Genomic DNA, 18,229 nt, shown 5'->3' with positions numbered 1-18,229 from the left:
GTCGCCATGTAAACGATCATCAAATGAGGCTTTTCATGAAGTTACGTCAAAATCATTCCGTCACGGTTGCTGCTGCAAAAGCCGAGATCGGCCGCACGACAGCTTTCCGGATCGAGAAGGATCCGCGTCTGCCATCTCAAAAGACAAAACCGCGAGAGCGCCGGCGTCCGGATCCACTGGCCCATATCTTTGACGCCGAGATCGTGCCGCTGCTTCAGGCTGCGCCCGGAATACGGGCGGTGGCGATATTCGAGGAGATGTTGCGCCGCCACCCGGAGCTTGGGGACGGCATTCGTCGGACGATGGAGCGGCGCATTCGCTCCTGGCGCGCTGTGCATGGCGCAGAGCAGGAGGTCATCTTCCGGCAGGTTCACGAGCCCGGCCGGTTGGGCCTTTCGGATTTCACCAACATGGATAGTCTGGAGGTCACGATCGCCGGCCAGTTGCTCGATCATCTCCTTTATCACTTCCGCCTTGCCTATTCCGGCTTCGAACATGGTCATGTCATCCTCGGCGGCGAGAGCTTTGTCGCCCTGGCGGAAGGGCTACAAAACGCCCTGTGGTCCCTTGGCGGCGCGCCGCATGACCATCGCAGCGACAGCCTGTCGGCGGCGTTCCGCAACCTGACTGCCGACGAGCAGGAGGATCTGACGCTTCGATACGAGGAACTTTGCGCTCACTATCACATGAAGCCAACGCGCAATAACAAAGGCATCGCCCACGAGAACGGCTCGATCGAGAGCGTGCACGGGCATATCAAGGCAGAGATCCGTGATGCGCTGCTCATGCGCGGCAGCAACGACTTCGACGATCTTGCCGCCTACCGTGCCTTCATCGATGAGATCGTTAGCCGCCGCAATGCCCACAATCTCAAGCGTATCGAGGCAGAAAGACCTCATCTTCAGGACCTGCCGCAGCGCAGGACGACAGACTTCGAGGAGGTGGTTGTCAGGGTGATGCGCACCGGCGGCTTCTCGCTGCGCAAAGTCTTCTACAGTGTGCCTTCCCGCTTGATCGGTCATCGGCTACGGGTGCGCCTCTTCGATGACCGACTTGATGTGTTCGTCGGCGGCACCTATCTCATGACGCTTTCCCGAGGGCGGGGACATCCAGATGGTCGCCACAGCCAGGTCGTCAATTACCGGCACGTCATTCACTCCCTCCGTCAGAAGCCGATGGCGCTATTGCGGCTCGTCTATCGAGACCAGCTCTTCCCGAGGCTGGAATATCGGCAAACCTTCGAGGTCTTGCTGGAGCGGCTGACCGACAAGCAGGCCTGCAAGACCATGGTCGAGATCCTGGCGCTGGCCCATGAGCGAACCTGCGAACGCGAACTGGCCGAGCAACTGGCCAGAACGTTGGATGCCGGCGAGCTTCCCGATATGGCTGAGTTGCGAAAGCACTTTGCGCCCGACCCCACCGCCTTACCCGTCGTCTCCGTCCATCTGGCACCGCTAAGCGGCTACGAGGTCCTTGTCAGCGCCGACCAGGTGGGAGAACGCGCATGACCAATCCCAATGATATCGATGCTGGCCGTCTGAGCATTATGTTGAACGAGCTTCGCTTGCCGGCGATCAAGATGCTTTGGGCAGACTTTGCCCAACAGGCCGACAGAGAGGGTTGGCCCGCGGCCCGCTTCCTATCGATTATCGCCGAGCATGAGCTTGCCGAACGTGACAGACGCAGGATCGAACGCCATCTGTCCGAGGCCAGGTTGCCGCCGGGCAAAACGCTCGACAGCTTTGCCTTCGACGCCGTGCCGATGATCTCCAAAGCGCAGATCATGGCGATGACGGCGGGAGATAGCTGGCTGGCGAAGGGGGCTAATGTTCTCATGTTCGGGCCGCCGGGGGGCGGTAAAAGCCATCTTGCGGCAGCCATCGGCTTGGCGCTGGTCGAGAACGGCTGGCGCGTGCTCTTCACCAGGACGACGGATCTCGTTCAAAAGCTCCAGGTCGCGCGACGCGAACTGCAACTGGAATCCGCCATCAACAAGCTCGACAAGTTCGATCTGCTTATCCTCGACGATCTTGCCTATGTCGCAAAGGATCAGGCTGAGACCAGCGTCCTCTTCGAGCTCATCTCGGCACGCTATGAGCGGCGATCTATCCTGCTGACCGCAAATCAGCCCTTTGGCGAATGGAACAAAGTTTTTCCAGATCCCGCCATGACGCTCGCCGCGGTGGATCGCCTCGTTCATCACGCCACGATCTTCGAGATGAACGTCGAGAGCTACCGTCGCCGCTCAGCTATGGAGGCAAAACGGCAACGCGGGCGGCCTCCAATCTACGCGACAATCAACGAGGCTACACAGATTGACGCTCCGCGACAATTAGAAGAGCAATGACCGCTTGCCAGCGTCAATCACGCTGCTAAAGTCCCACTGTCCGCGACACAACAGTCCCATCTAGATTGTCGCGCGAGTTCCTTCCAGATTGCCGCGCTATAAGCGATCTTCGATAGCCAGAAGTCTGTATTCTTTTTTACCGATGGCGGGTGAAGTTCGCACCCATGCCAGAAGCAACCATCGAGGAAGATCGCGATTTTCAAGCCCGGAAATGCGAAGTCACATGAGGTCCGCTTCAAGCCCGGGATCTTGTGATGGATCCGATAGCGAAACCTGCGCGCATAGAGCTGCGATCGAACAGCCCGCTCGAAGGGGTTATCCTTGCGCGCAGTGCGCTGCATTCGGCGGCGTACCGCTTCAGTGGCTTACAAATCCTGAGACATTGCTAAGGGATAAAGACATTCATGCGGTGATGGTCCAGGTAGCTCCGGCTATCGTTATGTAACGGTCTCGGTGGTGGTCGCTGCACAACATGCATTCCTAGCTTGTCAGCGTCGGCATCTGTCAGCTGCGAGGAGAATATTGGTCTTCCATCGCTCTCGAAACCAAGCAGGCCGCGATCAAACAGAAAGTCTGCGTGAGGGGCCAACATCAAACCATTCGCTCCATCAAGCCTCTCGGCCGCGGTGCCGCATGCGCGCCAGGGTTTGATGTGACTGGCGATCAGAAGGGTTGGTGTGGCGAGGCCGGTGATTCGACAGACAGGCTCGAAATCGAGCACCCGCTTCCTAAACACTCCCTGTCCCCTTCGTGCTCGCACCAACTGCTCGCGTACCGTCTCATCGAGCGAAATGTCGCGCTGGATGTTGCGTTCAACGACATCATCAAGCGTGGTGGCGAAATCAGCTGCCGTGCCGGTGGGCGCAGCGAGCAGATTCGCGGTAGGCAGTCGTGCGGCGGCCAAAACCAGATCAACTACGCGGCGATCAACCTCGGCTAGATATGCTTTCTGATTGCCATTTCCACTCTGCGGTTGGATTGGAGAGTGCTTCGTTGGAAGTAGCGGGGCGAGATCACTTATGAGTTCTTTAGGGCTGACTGCGAAAACCGCTTCAAGCCATTGCACCGGGAGAAGCCAGCCGGTGTCGCTCCAGTATACCCCGATGTTCCCAAACTCCTCCGGCTTTGGCGCGCTTATAACATAGTCGGAGACTATACCAACTCGTCCCACTTTCCCCGCGGCATAGGATAACACCACATCACCCGGCGCTGCGCGGCGCATATTGTCGTAGAACTGGCTCCGGGCACCATGGGCTTCTCTAACCGGCGACCATAGGTAACCGCCGTCAACCTCCTGGCGCATTGTCTGCGCGTGATTTACCCACCAATATCGCACAGAGCTACTATGACCTTTTCATCTTCACAATTGAAGCAACTTTTGCTCGGCAACTCATCTACGTTGCCGCTTACCAGCGCCAGATATCCGCCGTCGCTCGGCGCGCTTCTCCAAGTAGGGTCACTCACCGATCGCGCATCAGTCCTTCTACCGCCGCTCTTCATCTCCCCCATCATACGCAGTCACTCGGTTGCGACTTAGACCGCGACCACGGCCGCTGCCATGTTGTCGATAGCGGCCTGTACCTCGGCATAAAGCTCGGCCGGGACAGTGCCGGCGTCGATTTCGACGACCAGCGCAAAGCGAGCATTAAGGTTATGGGGATTGGAGATGCTCTTCGCTTTCCACCATCCGGTCACGGGATGGACTGCAATCAGATTGCGGCGTGCAAGGTCAGAGGCAGCACATGTCAGCTGATCGATCTGCAGCGATCCGACATCGCGCCGGTTCGGCCCAAACATCCAGCCATCCGGTTCCTCGATCATTCCTTCATCTGTTTGCTCCGCAATCTTGCTGATCCTCTTAATAAAGGCGCCCGGCTTTTCATTAGGCCTGTTCAACTTGAAGCGCAGATTGTGCGACGCATAACGGTATTTGTTGCCGCGGGCCGGTTCTGACGGGTTTGGCAACATAAAGGTGCTGAGGCTGATACGCAGCTTGACCTCGGATGCGCCAAGCCGGCGCAGCTCTTGGACCGGCCAAGGAAGCTCGAACAGCTTCAGCTCGTTATGGATGTGCTCGGCATTCTTCGTGGCGCTCTTCTTGTAGGGCTGGATCGCGTCCTCGACTATCAGCGTCAAGGCATTCGATGCGCTGCGCCGTGCCCGCTCCATATCCGGAACGCCATAGCCATAGCGCCTGAAGAGGATTCCGAGATCCGTCTTCGACGGCTGCTGAGGAACGTGGCTGAGCATCCGGTTGGTCCATCGGGCCGACGACACGAAGATTGCCCGCACGGTTTCCGGCCAGAGCTCCGGATAGTCCGACCACAGCGCGGTGATGTCGCGCGAGGCAAGCGCTGTCGCCGCACTGGTCTCGCCGCAAGTCGTGAACGCCCGCGCCGGATATTGGTGATCGGTGGTGAGCGGCGCAAGGGCCGGATGTTTCATCGGCGGCGGCGCGCCGTGCATAAACCAGTTGCCACCCTCGTAGACGACGTCTGGCTTGATCGGCCAGTAGGATTGCCAGCTTGCGGTCCGCGATGACGGCGCCAGATCGCCCAAGGGCGCAACGCAAACGCCAGGCTCCCCGGCGGCAGCGTGACCTTTTGCGTATAGGCGCCAACACTGATTGCATTCCATGCTTGCGCTGGCGATTCCAGCTCGTTGTCGGGGTGATCGGAGACGGCGAGATAATTGCCACCGGTGAAAGCGTTCTGGTCGCTGTTGCCCGCCGAGACCAGAATAAGTCTCTGGCGTCTTTGCAGTCCTGACGCGCCGGACGCGAGCTGATCGATTTCACTCGACCAGGACGTCGGCGCGCCGTCATGTGGTGTGTCGTCTTCCGTGGTGCTCGCCAGGCAGAAGGTCCGCCGCCGGACCGCAGCCGCCTCCGCCGCATTGATGCCCTTGCGGGTCACGGTTCCGAGCAGATGATGGGGATTGTGACCGGCATCCGGCATGATCTTTGCTGATTCCAGCCGGTGACCGATGGTGATCGGCAAGGTGGTCTGCAAGGCCGTGCTCAGATCGCCGAACAGCGCCAGGCCGGCCAGCTGCGTGCCATGCCCGACGAAATCGTTGACGTCCCATGCCGCCTCCGCGGCATGCCGGTCGGCTGCCGCCAGTGCGGGCTGGATCAGAGGATGGGCCCGGGTTACGCCGCGATCGAGGAGCGTGATGTAGTTCGGATCGGCATCGACGGAAAATGTCGTGCGGCCGACGAGATCACCGACCCACTCATGCTGTTCCTCGATCGGCATGGCATCGAAATCGTCCGCGGTGCGGGTCGGCGTCGCAAGCGCCCGGACACCGCCAAGATTTCGGACTGCGGCTGCCAGTTCGACGGCAGTCGCAACCGCGATCACCACCACATCTTCCGGGAATTCCAGCCTGTCGGTTCCGACCGCAACACCGTAGTCCGCGGCACTGGCGAGAAAGCCAGGGGCGTCCGGCCTTCCAAGCCAAACTTCCCAAGCCTGCTTGCCGGGCTGGGTCGGAAACCGGCCACCGGGACTGCGCCATAAGGCCCGGAGCCCGGCCTCGGAAATCGCGCTGATGCTTTGCACCAAATCGGCGTTCTTCGGCGGTTTGAAGCTTCCGTCTTCGTTGACCGGTAGATCGCCGCCAAAATCCTCGATCTTCTTGCGAAGCTTCTCGATGCCTTTTTCGGTCGCAAATACCGTCGCCGCCGCCGTCGCGCCGGGCTGCTTCTCGACTTTAAGAAGCGTCAGCCCGCTGGCGTTCAGGCTCTTGGTGACCATCACCTCATGCGCCCGTCCCTCGATCGCGAGGTAGACACCCGGTAGATTGTTCTCGGTGATGTTCGGGAGGTGGTCGAGGGCAGTCAGCAGCGCCTGCGCATGCGCCTCACGGTGGTTGACGTCACTTGGATGTTTTGACGATCCGCCGGTTTTTGCTGCGAACGGGCGCGTCTTTCCGATCCCGCTCAGTGTGAAGTGGCGCCGATCTCGAGCCATGCTTGTCTGTTCCTATGCCTTGCAGCGAACGCCTCCGCTCCAGCGATGCCACCACGGCTGAAGTCTCGACGGCACCCGAATCGAGAATGACAGCACGGCGCGCCGCGTCTTCAGCAGCCGCGATCACGTCGGCCGTCGACAGACCATCGGCGCAGCCGGTGATCTGACTCCAGTTGATCGCACCGACGTCGAAGCCGTGCAGCCGGCGGCGCATCGCCTTTTCGATCGCGTCCTCGTTCGGCAGATCGTAAGACAGGACCAGATCGAAGCGGCGCAAAACCGCGCGGTCGAGCAGTTCGGGAAGATTTGTGGTCGCGATGATGATCGACGGACCAGTGTCCTCGTCGAGGAACTGCAAGAACGAGTTCAGGACGCGTCTTGCCTCGCCGATATCGTTCTCGTTGCCGCGGCTTGAGGCCAGCGCATCGATTTCGTCAAAGAGGTAGACGCCGCGTGTCGTCTTGATCGCGTCGAAAACCATGCGAAGCTTCTGGGCAGTCTCGCCCATGAACTTCGTGATTAGCCCGTGCAGAAGAACGGTAAAGAGTGGATAGCGAAGTTCGGCGGACAATGCCGCGGCCGTCAGGGTCTTGCCGGTCCCCGGCGGGCCGGCCAGAAGCACCCGCCGCCGTGGCCGCAGGCCGCGCTCTTCGAGCTTTTCGGCATGATGGATTTCAACGACTAGATGCCGGAGCTCATCTTCAATGACCGGTGGTACAATCACATCCGACATGCGGGCCGTCGGATAGCTGGCCCCGAGGAAACCTGACAGCTCGCCGCGCGGTGCGGCAAGCGGCGTCAGGTTGGGTCGCTTCTGCTCGGGCGCGCTGGCGCCTGCCTCTGCCCATTGGCGAAGCTGTTCGGCAAGACGGCTGTGGCCCTTCTGGGATTCGGCGGCGGCCAACTGCATCGCAAGGTCGTAGAAACGATCCTTGTCGCCTTCAGCATGGCTCTTCACGAGCCCTATGATCTGTTGTGCCGATGCCATGGTCTTAACTCTAAGCGTGTTGCGGAATTTAGGAAGCCCGGAACGATTATATGGGAACTTTCTGAACAGATTTACTTGTATCCTGCGCGACTCGGCTCGCGCGGACCTTACGACCCGGAAGGAGCCACAGGCATAACGCTCCGCCCCGATAGTTGTTCGTAAGCTGATAGCAGTCGGGGTCGATCGACACCACCCGATTGAGGGAGAAAGAGAAGAGGCGGAGAACGGCGGGAAGGCACATGATCACAGGGCTTCCGCGTCGGCGTTGGTTGCGCTCCCCGATCACCCTGTGTTTGGGTGTATGTCTTCCAAGGACTGAAAAGAGAGGAAGAGTGGCTTTCCCGTCGTTCGGTGATCGGGTGCGCCAGGATAAACAAAAGCCTTTTAGTTTCAGTTGCCTGGTTGTCCTTATTGAAGACGCCAACTTATAGGGTCGACGGTTCGATTCCTCTCAAGGCGACTGTAGAAATCTTGCGCAGCCTTTGACTGCAGGGAAGGTTTCCGATGTCGCGGAAAAGCGTGGCCGTCCTCAGCGAATGGCCACGCCTATGGGGAAGTGCGTCAGGCGATCGCGCCGCCGTCTGCGGTAAGCGTCGCCCCAGTGATTATGCTCGCGGCGGAGCTTGCCAGAAATACCACGGCGTTCGCGATCTCCTTTGGCTCGCCGTAGCGCCCCAGCGACGTCAGACTCCGCTGGAAGTCTGAAGCTCGCGTTTATCGGCGGCAGGAGGTCGCAGAATCGCGTCGGGGTGCCGATTACAGCAGAAGAGGAACGTGCCGATGCTTTCCGGGAGGCAGCCGCATTAGCTGGCTTTGATGTAGATGGTTGCCCGGTTTTACTTGGCGAATATGAGCCTGGGGGGCTAGTCGAAACTCTTCCCGGGTATCGGCTGGCAAGCCAGATTCTAGACAATAACATTCCGGAAGTCAGCGCAATCATTGCAGGTTCAGACATTCTTGTCGCCGGCGTTCTTCAGGCACTTTACGAACGTCGTCTTCGGGTTCCCGATGACATTTCGCTTATTGGGTATGACGACAGCATGACCCGGTTCCTCTCGCCTCCGTTGAGTTCCATAGGGCAGCCCTACGATGCTATCGGTCGAGCCGCGATCGAACTCGTCGAAGCAGCACGACAGCGGCCTGTTGGAAGCGTGGCGAGCCCAACAAGAAGTGTTGAAACATCCTTGGTTCTAAGGCACTCGGTTGGCCCTCATCAAGCGGTAAGTTCTGCCCGAAGTATACCGCAAGGAATGGCTCCGAATGAATCGTAAGCGCCGGGATCATTGGCACCTTGCACTCTGGAGACCCGCGCGAGCCGGGCCGAAAAGCATCTAGGCTTCGACAATTAAGACTTTTTCTCGGTACAACCAAGGCTCGAAGGCGCGCATTATGCGGTTTCGGACGATCGGGGCCTCGGGATCGAAGTCAACGGGGAGCTGATCGCCAAGCAAAGCTTCGAATACTGGGAGGCACCGCCTGGAAGAACGTTGGGTTTTGATACTTACGCTTTTATCACCGCCTCAATGCTATCCAACTCCGGCGAACATACCCAGGCCCGCCCGATGGTTCCATAAATTAACGTTATGAAACGATGTGGTGCTACGTTACCGTCAAACACCATTTTGAAAGGTGACGTCGCGAAATATTATAGAGGTGCCCCCATCAACGTTGCGTATTCTGATTCGCCCGACTCATTTCGGCGGTGCCGTTCGCATTTTCACCCTTCGGCTCCGCTTTCACGGTCGGGCGACACTAGTTGCAGGTTCGAGTCCTGCCGGGCGACCCATTGCCTAAGGTCAAATTTAGCTCGATGCTAATCAAAAGCGGCTAAACGCTCGCGGACAATTTCCCGCATCTGCGCCGCCCGTTCAGCGCCGACTGAACCGTCTGCCAGCGGGTCCGGCAGAGCAAGCTCATCCACGCCGCGCGCAAGGGCCGCCGCCAGTTCATCCATGGCCGTGTCCGCCGCCGCCGCCGGAATACTTGCCGTAGCTGCAAACCGGCGGAAATCCGCTCTTTTCAACCGTTCGTCCTTGCCGCTGATTTTCAGCGCCATATGGTCATTCTGAAGGTTCGGAAACACCCGCGTTGTTACAGCGTCATAGAGCGGCGCCATACGGACCGAGCTAAAATCTCCTCTGCCTGGTTCCGCGATTTTCAGGACGGCCATGTTCTTCAGGTGCATGTCGCCGTCCGCGATCAGCCACGCGAACAGAGCCCGACGCAAGACCAGCAGTAAATCGGTATCGGCGTCGGTGGAGAGGGGACGCAGGGCTGCCGCAATCCGCTCCATGGTGCCTGTGTATTTGTCTTCCGCCCGAACGCCGAGAACGGATGCCATGTCTTCGAGCGCCATACGGCGCATTTCGTCAAGACCTGTGCGGATATCAAACCGTTCAACTGCAAGCGCATGCGGCATGCCGTCTGGCATAGCGACAAGCGCAATGGCGGGCACGATGAACCCGGCCGCCCGGCCAAGTTCCATGGACTGCCACTCTATTGCGGGCAGCGCCTCAAATCCCGATGTTCCGGCGGGCTTGAGAATATGTGTGAACGGCTTGTTCGAACTGGGCATAAGCGTACCGGTGGCGTCGAGAAACATTGGCGCCTTGATTTGAACGCCTGACAGGCGCGGCGTTGCGCCCGTTGCGAAGATTTTTGCCAGGTTCTGTTCGAACGTATCATGAATATCACCCCGGCCGGGACCGACATAGGTCCCTGTAAACAGGTGATTTGTCGTGAAGCCGGCCAGCCGCGTCAGTAGAATGTCGGCTGGAAGCGTCGTCAGCTCGCTCGCTCGCTCTACGATCGTGATGTTCGACATATAGCGCTTACCGGTGCGCAGTTCCGCCCGCTCGTCCGGGCTGTTCAGCACTCGGTTCAACCAGCCTTCCGGCAACAGCGATTCAATAAAGGGCGGCAATTTGCCGGGCGTGGTCTGGCGCACAAGCGGCGGGCCATCCGGATCGGATGCCTTCCATCGCCATTCGAAGCCATCATGCACCAAGTTGCCGATTGCGGCGCCATGCCACGCCACGATTAGATCGAGCGTAGCCTGGTTGATAACGGCGACAGCGGCCGATGGCTTCCGTTTTAGGAAACGCTCAGCCGCACTCCCTTCGTTAAGCCAGTCATTGTCGCGGGCAAGCTTAAACACCGCATCGGCGGCGCTCTCCGGGCTTCCGTATTCTTCGATCAGCCGTGCAGCGATTGCCTCTTTCATGTCTTCGTCAAATGAGGCCGCATGTTCACTACGGATGCGGAAGGCTTCCAGAAAACGCTGGCGCAGCGAAGACACGTCCACGCGGAACTCGCCCATGTCATCGCCGACTACCGCCTGGGCGACAGAGGGGTGGTCCGGCGCTTTGTTCTGAATGATTTCGAGCGCTCTGATACGTTGGCGCTGCACGCGGCGGCCGGTCAGAAACAGGCGGCCATCACGCATGGGGGCAAGCAGCACGGCGCTGGCGGCCGATAGGTAGGCATTCGGATAGAGGTATTTGGCGATGCGCACCGCATGGGCGCGTACCGTCTGATCGATATCATCATCAGCGTCAACGTAGATGCCGCGCATGAGCTGGACCAGTTTCCCAGCCTCCGCTTGGCGGTGGCTACGGGTTTTATCGATGTTTTCGCCAACGAGATAAAGGGGCATAATATGGAACTTTCGCGTCTTTCAGATACGGAAAAGTTACATCATTTACGTCGGGTCATCAAGATTGCCGTCACTATCGCGTATCTGAAATACGCGATAGTGACACTAATCAACACCTTAAACTCAATCAAAAATCATCTATCTAGCTGATATCTAATCGAAATCTATATTTCCTTTTCCATAATTGATTTATTACCGATTGGGGCGATGGCGACGACGATCATCGCTGTCATGATGCCGACCCGCCTTCGCATGCGTCAACATGACGATGATCGTCAGCTTGCACTGGACCGTTGAAAAAGCGCCGAAGATCCAGAACTAGTATTACAGCGTTCATACAGGTCTCTGCCTTCAAAATCCGAAGCGCTGGTGGTGAACCTGCGCAACCAACGCGGCTGGCTCAGAGCAACACGGCAGCCTTCCCGGCGATCCGTCAAGTCGCAGCTGCTGGTGGGAACGCAACTGCAAAGTGGACTGAATTCTGATTCTTGGCTGGCGTCGGGAGATTGTACCGCGACGCCAGCGCATTTCCATCAATGAGGGTGGTTTGGTGCGGGAGTTGGCCACTCGTTTGCGCTGGTGAAATATCCCTCTACCAATTTTGCATGGGACTACTTGTCCATCGGACCGCCGATCTCCGTGCATTGGCATCGAGCGAAGTACCCGTATCCGCGGCCGTCTACTTCGACGACATGTATGTCGATGCTAAACTGTCGCTGGAAACTGCCAGAGATGTCGGCAATGTCCAGGCTTGGGTAACCAACGAGTTCGAACATGACGGCGTCCGCCAGTCTTCGGCCGTCTTCTCGCGCCTCCGCCAGATGGTGCGCGAGCGGGGCGGCCCACTGGGCTAGAACCAAAATTCGTTCTCTGGTCGGCAACTAGGCCGGCCAGAAAACTTTTAGCTGTTCATCCCTGACGCCTTCAGGACGAAAGTGAACGGCCTCCGGCCGGATCGAAAAGGTGCATGCGGTTCATGTTGAAGGAAAGCGGCATGCGCGAGCCCGGGCGCGGCTCGCTTTCCGGATCGACGTTGGCGCAAAGGCTGACTGACCCGATATTGAAGTAGATCATCGTTTCCGGACCCAGCGGCTCAACGAGATCAATATTCGCCTCGACCGTTTCAAAGCCGGGTTTCTGCGTAACGCTCGATATCGATTCAGGCCTGATGCCGAAGACGACCGGCTTGCCCGCATGCGGCCTGTATTCGGCGGTCCGGGACGCGGGAACGGCAAGCCGGCTGCCATCGTCGAGAACGACAACCAATCCGTCGCCAGCGCTCTCAAGCTTCGCGTTCAGGAAATTCATCGACGGCGAGCCGATGAAGCCCGCCACGAACTGACTGACCGGACGATGGTATAGTTCCTGCGGCGGCCCGGCCTGTTCGATGATGCCGCCGTTCATCACGACGACACGATCGGCCATGGTCATCGCCTCGACCTGGTCATGGGTGACATAGACGGTCGTCGTCGGCAGCAATTGGTGCAGGCGCTTGATCTCGGTGCGCATCTGAACGCGAAGCTTGGCGTCGAGATTGGAAAGTGGTTCGTCGAACAGGAAGACCTTCGGGTTGCGTACGATCGCGCGCCCCATGGCAACACGCTGACGCTGCCCGCCCGACAGCTGGCCGGGGCGCCGCGACAGCAGCTCGGTGATATGCAGCGTCTCCGCGGCGCGGTTGATGCGCTCGTCGATCTGCGCCTTGGGGAGCTTCTGCTGCTCGAGGCAGAAGGAAATGTTCTCCCTGACACTCATATGCGGATAGAGCGCATAGTTCTGGAAGACCATGGCAATATCGCGCTTGCCTGGGCCGAGCCGATTGACGACCTGATCGCCGATGACGATATCGCCGCCGGTGATATGTTCCAGGCCGGCGATCATGCGCAGCGTCGTCGACTTGCCGCAGCCCGACGGACCGACGAAAACGACAAACTCGTTGTCCTCGATTGTGAGGTCGATACCGCGCACGGCTTCGTAGATGCCGTAGGATTTGATCACATTGCGAAGTTCAAGGCGAGCCATGGTGTTCCCCTACTTCTCGTGCAGCCAGACGGCCATGGCGCCCGGCTCTCTGTTGGCCCAGAGGTGGTACGGGATCGCCTTGAAGCGCGTCGGCTTGAGCGCCGGCGGTTGCGTGCGATAGAGCGTTTCCTGCCAGTCGGATGCATCTGCTTCGAGTGCATCACCTTCAAGCACGGTCGCCCCACCGAGCAGTGTCTCGTCGAAGCTTGCGGCGATCTCGCCTTGCGCCGGCAATCTCAGCCGTTGCGGTTCGGTTCCAAGATCGGCTTCCTCCACGCAGAAGATCACTGGCCCGCGCCGAAGCGCAAAGCGGCCGTTGTCTTCCGTCGCGGCGGGATGGGCATAGAGGCGGTCGACCGGCATGTCGAAAGCCAGCCTGACGGTATCGCCGTCCTTCCATTCCCGCTCGATCGCGGCGTAGCCCTTGGTGACGTCGAGCTTGATGGCCTCGTCATTGACGAAGACCCGCGCATCGCGGCACCAGCCTGGAATGCGAAGCCGCAAGGTGAAGCGCTTTGCCTGATCGAGGCCGAGCGCGATGGCGACGTCGCCGTTCCACGGATATTGGCTCTTCTGCTGCAGGCGCAGGAAGGTGTCGCCGACGGAAAGCTCAGCCGTGTTCTCGCCGTATAGATGGATCGCCACCTCATCGGCCTTGGTGGAATAGAAGTACTGGCCGAGCGACGTGATGAACCGGGCGATGTTGGTCGGGCAGCAAGGGCAATAGTGCCACTTCCAGCGACGGTTCTGCCCATGGCTCTCCAAGACGTTCTCGTAGAAATAATGCTCCCCGTCGCGCGAAATTCCGGAAAGGGCCCCATTGTAGAGCACCGTCTCGAGCTTGTCGGTGAATTTGCTGTCGAGCTCGATCTGGGCCATGCGGTGGCTGAAGAAGCCGAGCGCGACAGCCGCACAGGTCTCGGCATAGGCAGTCTCGTTCGGCAGATCGTATTCGCGCGTGAATCCTTCGTTGGACGCCGAGGGGCCAAGGCCGCCGGTGACATAGAGCTGACGCCCGACCAGATTGTCGAACAGTCGGCCACAGGCGCTCTTCAGGCTTTCATCGTCGTTTTCGAAGGCAAGATCTGCCATGGCGGAGAACAGGTACATCGCGCGCACGGCATGACCGACAACCTGGGTCTGTTCGCGCACCGGCATGTGGGCCTGGCTGTAGGCGTAAGTCTGGAACACGTAGCTTGCGGGATCCTCGCCACGCTTGCGCGCTTCTTCGTCGTAGTAGGAAGGCATTTGGCCGCGCTCATCGACAAAGTAGGTCGCCAGCTTCAGGTGGCGCGGATCCTTGGTGACGCGGTAGAGCTTGACGAGTGCGAGCTCGATCTCCTCGTGCGCATCATAGCCGCGAAGCTTGCCCGGCTCGCGGCCGAACGTATCGATGATATGATCGACCGCACGGATCATTACGTCGAGGAAGCGGCGCTTTCCTGTCGCTTCGAAATAGGCGACGGCTCCTTCGAGGAGATGGCCCATCGAATACATCTCGTGAAGATCACGCAGGTTGGTCCAGCGGTTTTCCGGCTCGCGGCGGATGAACCAGCTGTTCAGATAGCCATCAGCCATCTGGCCGTTTTCGAGTTTCTCGACGATCGCATCGATCTTTGCCTCGACATCAGGGTTGGGATTGTTCTTCAGCGTGTAGCTGGCGGCCTCGATCCACTTGCCGAAATCGGAATCGAAGAAGTGCTGCATCGACAGGCCGCTCGGCTGGATCGGGCGGGCGAGCGGGCCGGCAGGCTTGTCGAAATCGAGAACCTCAAGGAAGCCTTCCTCGTCCAGCCGCATGTGCTGGGTCGGAATGGTGACGTCGCGGACGGTGTCCGTCCAGCTTTTCCAGAAACCGCCGTCGAAGGTGACGCGGGCGTGGTCGGCCGGAACGTAGCGGTCGATCGGCAACCGCGGCTGTGCTTTCTGGGCATTAGACATGAAGACTCCTTGAGCGGACGGACCGCTTCTCATTTCACGGCGCCGGCCGTCAGGCCGCGCACATAATAGCGTTGCAGAAGAAGGAAGAGGATGATGCAGGGGATCATGGTGACGGCGATGCCGGCCTGCAATGCGCCCCAATCGATGATGCCGTAGAGGCCAGACGAAACGTTCACCAGCATGATCGGCAGGGTGAACTTGTTCTGGTCCGACAGGAAGATGAGCGCGGCCAGGAACTCGTTCCACGAATTCAGGAAGGCGAACATCGCCACCGTCGCCACACCAGGCAAAGCGATCGGCAACATGATGCGCCGTAGGATCGTCGCCTGCGAGGCACCGTCGATGCGCGCTGCCTCGATCAGCGCCTTGGGCACGGCATCAAAGGCATTGCGCATCATGAAGACCGAAAACGGCAGCTGGAACGTGGCGTAGATCAGGACCAGCCCGAACAGGCTATTCTGCAGGCTGAGCATCTTCAGGATGAGGAACAGCGGCGTCAGGATAGACTGAAACGGGATCATCATCGTCGCCATGATCAAGACGAACAGCATCGACTGACCGGGGAACTTGAACTTGGAGAAGCCGTAGCCGGCAGGCACCGAGACGATGATTGTCAGCAGCACCGTCCCTACCGCGATCAGCACGGAATTGCCCGCATAGACGTACCATCCGGCACCGACATTCTCGAGGCGGCGGTAATTTTCCAGCGAGAAGGTCTTCGAAAACAGCGCAGCCGGATTGGCGAGCGCTTCCGCCGCTGGCTTGAACGAATTCGCCAGCGACCAGACGATCGGCATTATGAAGAAGATCGCAAACAGAATCGATGCGAGCAGGAACAGCAGATAGCTGGTGTGGCCGCCGCGCGGATTGCTGCTCGGATTGGATTGGGTGGAGGTCATCAGCCTTCCTCCGCGCGTTCGCGCAACAGCACGAATTGAATGGCACTGATGGCAACCAGCACAATTAGCAGCGCAAAGGAGAGCGCAGAGCCGTAACCGAGCCGGTAGGACGAGAAGGATGCAAGGTAGATCGAGAACACCGCCGAGATCGTGCTGTTTTCGGGGCCGCCTTGCGTGATGATGAAGAACTGGTCGAAGGCGAGCATCGACGAGGTAACGTTGAGGACCAGGGCCAGCACAAGCGAATTGCGCATGAGCGGCAGCGTGATCCGGCGAAAGCGACTGAGGACGCTGGCACCGTCGATCTTGGCAGCCTCGATCACGTCGTTGGAAATACCCTGCAGACCGGTCAGCAGAATGACCATGGTGAAGCCCGCGGTCTTCCAGACCACCATCAGGATGATCACGGCAAGCGCCGGCCAGAAGCTTTCAAGCGGCCGGGGTGCGGCGCTGATAACGCCGATGCCGCGCAGGACCTGGGCAAAGACGCCGCTGTCGGGGTTGAGCAGCCACATCCAGAGCGTGGATGCCGCACCGAAGCCGATGACAACCGGCATGAAGAAGATCGTACGGAAGAAGCCGGCAGATCGCAGCGGGCGATCGACGAGCAGCGCCAAGGGAAAGGCCACGGCAAAGATCGCGGCCGTTACCAGAACCGTGTAGAGCAGGGTGAAGCCCAGCGAGTGCCAGAGCTGCATATCGCCAAGCAGTTCAGCGTAATTGGCAAAGCCGATGAACTTCTTCCGCCCAAGCAGGGGCCAGTTGTAGAAGCTCATCCATATCGTCATGGCGAGCGGAACCAGAAACAGCACCAGGATAAACACAAAGCCAGGCAGGATGAACGCCAATCCAAGCCAGCCCTGTGGCTCCGGTTCTCCGCAGATCGGCTGCTTCATATCCTTTGTCGGGGTGTCGACCACAATCATTCCTCGAAGAACTCGAAAGTGCGCATCAGCGATTGGAGAAGTGCGGGGCGGAAGAGCCCACCCCGCACGCGGCCGTTACGGATTGGTGCGGTCGAGGATCTTGGTGAAGTCGTCCTGCGCCTTCTTGATCGATCCATCGACGTCATCGCCGAAGATCGTGCCCTGGATCAGGTTGAGGAATGGGCCGGTGCGGCTGACGAAAAGCTCATCCGACGAGAAGGTGTAAGGCGTGCGGGCTTTCGCCAGAACGTCATAGGCAATGAGGTTGCGCTGGTCGAACTTCGCGTAGGCTTCCTTGGCAAGATCCGTGCGCGACGGCATGCCGGATTCCTGCGTGATATAAACCTGCTGCTCGGGCTCCATGTAGAACTTCACAAAGTCCAGGGCGACCTTCTTCTTTTCCTCGCTGAGGCCCTTGATGAGTGCCAGGGTATCACCGCCGGCAAAGCTCGATGCGCCGCCCTTCGGACCCGGGATCGGAGCGACGGCGAACTTAACATCCGGGTATTTGCTGGTGAGCAAGTTGACGATGTAGGAACCGGTCATCAGGATGCCGACCTTGCCCGATGCGAAGGCTTCAACCGCATTGTTGCCGTTGCCCGAGCGCGAGGTCGGGTGGATGGCGCCGGACGTCCACATGTCGCGATAAGCGGCAACGGTCTCGCGCAGCGCTGGCGTATCGACGGTTGCGGTGCGGCCGTCATCGCTCAGGACATCGGCGCTTGCGGCCCATAGATGCGGCAGGAAGTCGTAGATCAGCCAGCTGCCGGAATTGGCAACGAAATAAAAGCCGTAGGTTTCCTTGTCGAGCGCATGGATCTTCTTGGCGTCGGCAGCAATCTCCTCGAGGGAGGCCGGTGCCTTGTCCGGATCGAGACCCGCCTTCTTGAAGAGGTCGGTATTGTAGGCGATGATCGAAGCGTCAGGCAATGCAGGTACGCCGTACACCTTGCCGTCATAGGTTGCCAGGCGAATATGCGAGGGGCTGAGGGCGTCGGCGTATGGAAGACCCTTTACGAAATCGCTGATGTCTTCGAGGCTGTCGTTCGCGGCAAAGGTCGGGAGATAGATGAGGTCGAGCACCGCGCCGTCGGGCGCTGCGCCGCCGGCGATCGCGGCACCGAGCTTCGGCACCATCTGTTCAGCGGTGATCTGAGTGACATTGACCTTGTCGGAATGCGAGGCGTTATATTTCTCGGCTAGCCCCTGGAGCACTGCCCCTGACGACGTACGCACCCATAGCGTGATTTCTTCAGCGCTGGCGAGAGAAGTGCTCGCCAACAGTGCGACAGCTGCAATAGTGGTTTTTAGACGGTACATGCGGGTTCCCCTTCTCTTATGAGGCTCCAGGACCTCAAGGCGAAGGGAAGGTTAGATCAGGAAATATTATATGTCGACAGCGAGGCGGGTCGTTAACGGTAGCTTTTTGATAAAACCTTTTATCTCCTATATTTTTTCTGTTAAAAGGTTTTAGCAT

Annotated in this window: 11 protein-coding genes and 4 pseudogenes; 5 read left to right on the top strand and 10 right to left on the bottom strand. The window is 59.0% G+C overall.

Annotation, left to right across the window (positions count from 1 at the left end; genetic code table 11):
* Window positions 1-23: 23 nt before the first annotated feature.
* Together istA and istB are read left to right on the top strand one after the other, a co-directional pair.
* Window positions 24-1,508: an IS21 family transposase gene (gene istA, locus P3R82_RS07055; RefSeq protein ID WP_283193586.1), complete on the top strand. Its 1,485-nt coding sequence runs from the start codon at window positions 24-26 to the stop codon at window positions 1,506-1,508.
* A complete protein-coding gene (gene istB / locus P3R82_RS07050) occupies window positions 1,505-2,347 on the top strand; it encodes an IS21-like element helper ATPase IstB (RefSeq protein WP_113178757.1) in 843 nt (280 codons plus the stop codon). The genes istA and istB overlap by 4 nt, the downstream gene beginning before the upstream one ends.
* A 385-nt stretch (window positions 2,348-2,732) precedes the next feature.
* Here istB and P3R82_RS07045 read toward each other — a convergent pair whose 3' ends face one another.
* The 4 genes and pseudogenes from P3R82_RS07045 to P3R82_RS07025 all read right to left on the bottom strand — a co-directional run.
* The gene (locus P3R82_RS07045; protein ID WP_003501657.1) at window positions 2,733-3,650 is read right to left on the bottom strand and encodes an HNH endonuclease; all 918 of its coding nucleotides are present in this window, start codon (window positions 3,648-3,650) and stop codon (window positions 2,733-2,735) included.
* Window positions 3,651-3,880: 230 nt separating this feature from the next.
* Window positions 3,881-5,604 (bottom strand): annotated as a pseudogene (locus tag P3R82_RS30230) (S8 family peptidase).
* Window positions 5,605-6,226: 622 nt separating this feature from the next.
* Window positions 6,227-7,309 (bottom strand): ATP-binding protein, encoded by a 1,083-nt coding sequence (locus P3R82_RS07030; protein WP_003501654.1) that lies wholly within the window; start codon window positions 7,307-7,309, stop codon window positions 6,227-6,229.
* A gap of 561 nt (window positions 7,310-7,870) precedes the next feature.
* Window positions 7,871-8,017, bottom strand: a pseudogene (locus P3R82_RS07025) (SDR family oxidoreductase); the annotation flags it as partial.
* 41 nt (window positions 8,018-8,058) lie between these two features.
* Here P3R82_RS07025 and P3R82_RS07020 point away from each other — a divergent pair.
* A complete protein-coding gene (locus P3R82_RS07020) occupies window positions 8,059-8,580 on the top strand; it encodes a LacI family DNA-binding transcriptional regulator (protein WP_162725572.1) in 522 nt (173 codons plus the stop codon).
* 27 nt (window positions 8,581-8,607) lie between these two features.
* Window positions 8,608-8,784: pseudogene (locus P3R82_RS07015) on the top strand (mandelate racemase/muconate lactonizing enzyme family protein); the annotation flags it as partial.
* A 338-nt stretch (window positions 8,785-9,122) separates the two neighbouring features.
* Here the strand turns inward: P3R82_RS07015 and P3R82_RS07010 are convergent.
* A complete protein-coding gene (locus P3R82_RS07010) occupies window positions 9,123-10,964 on the bottom strand; it encodes a HipA domain-containing protein (protein ID WP_112989562.1) in 1,842 nt (613 codons plus the stop codon).
* Between the two features lie 644 nt (window positions 10,965-11,608).
* Between P3R82_RS07010 and P3R82_RS07005 the strand changes: the two are divergent.
* A pseudogene (locus P3R82_RS07005) lies at window positions 11,609-11,818 on the top strand (proline iminopeptidase); the annotation flags it as partial.
* A gap of 70 nt (window positions 11,819-11,888) precedes the next feature.
* Here the strand turns inward: P3R82_RS07005 and ugpC are convergent.
* The 5 genes from ugpC to P3R82_RS06980 form a co-directional block, all read right to left on the bottom strand.
* A complete protein-coding gene (gene ugpC, locus P3R82_RS07000; RefSeq protein WP_283193582.1) occupies window positions 11,889-12,986 on the bottom strand; it encodes a sn-glycerol-3-phosphate ABC transporter ATP-binding protein UgpC in 1,098 nt (365 codons plus the stop codon).
* Between the two features lie 9 nt (window positions 12,987-12,995).
* Complete coding sequence (locus P3R82_RS06995; RefSeq protein WP_283193581.1) at window positions 12,996-14,927, bottom strand: beta-L-arabinofuranosidase domain-containing protein; 1,932 nt, start codon at window positions 14,925-14,927, stop codon at window positions 12,996-12,998.
* 29 nt (window positions 14,928-14,956) lie between these two features.
* A complete protein-coding gene (locus tag P3R82_RS06990) occupies window positions 14,957-15,826 on the bottom strand; it encodes a carbohydrate ABC transporter permease (RefSeq protein WP_283193580.1) in 870 nt (289 codons plus the stop codon).
* Entirely contained in the window at window positions 15,826-16,752 is a 927-nt protein-coding gene (locus tag P3R82_RS06985) for a sugar ABC transporter permease (protein ID WP_283193579.1), read from the bottom strand. Before P3R82_RS06985 ends, P3R82_RS06990 begins: the two co-directional genes overlap by 1 nt.
* A 75-nt stretch (window positions 16,753-16,827) precedes the next feature.
* Window positions 16,828-18,072 carry a sugar ABC transporter substrate-binding protein gene (locus tag P3R82_RS06980; RefSeq protein WP_112436527.1) on the bottom strand — a complete coding sequence of 415 codons (1,245 nt, stop codon included), beginning with the start codon at window positions 18,070-18,072 and terminating at the stop codon, window positions 16,828-16,830.
* Window positions 18,073-18,229 lie beyond the last annotated feature (157 nt).

Source organism: Rhizobium sp. AN80A (genome assembly GCF_030053015.1).
GTDB classification, from domain to species: Bacteria; Pseudomonadota; Alphaproteobacteria; order Rhizobiales; family Rhizobiaceae; genus Rhizobium; species Rhizobium metallidurans.
Note: the sequence above shows the minus strand (reverse complement) of the source record. Positions and strands in the feature narration are given on the sequence as shown.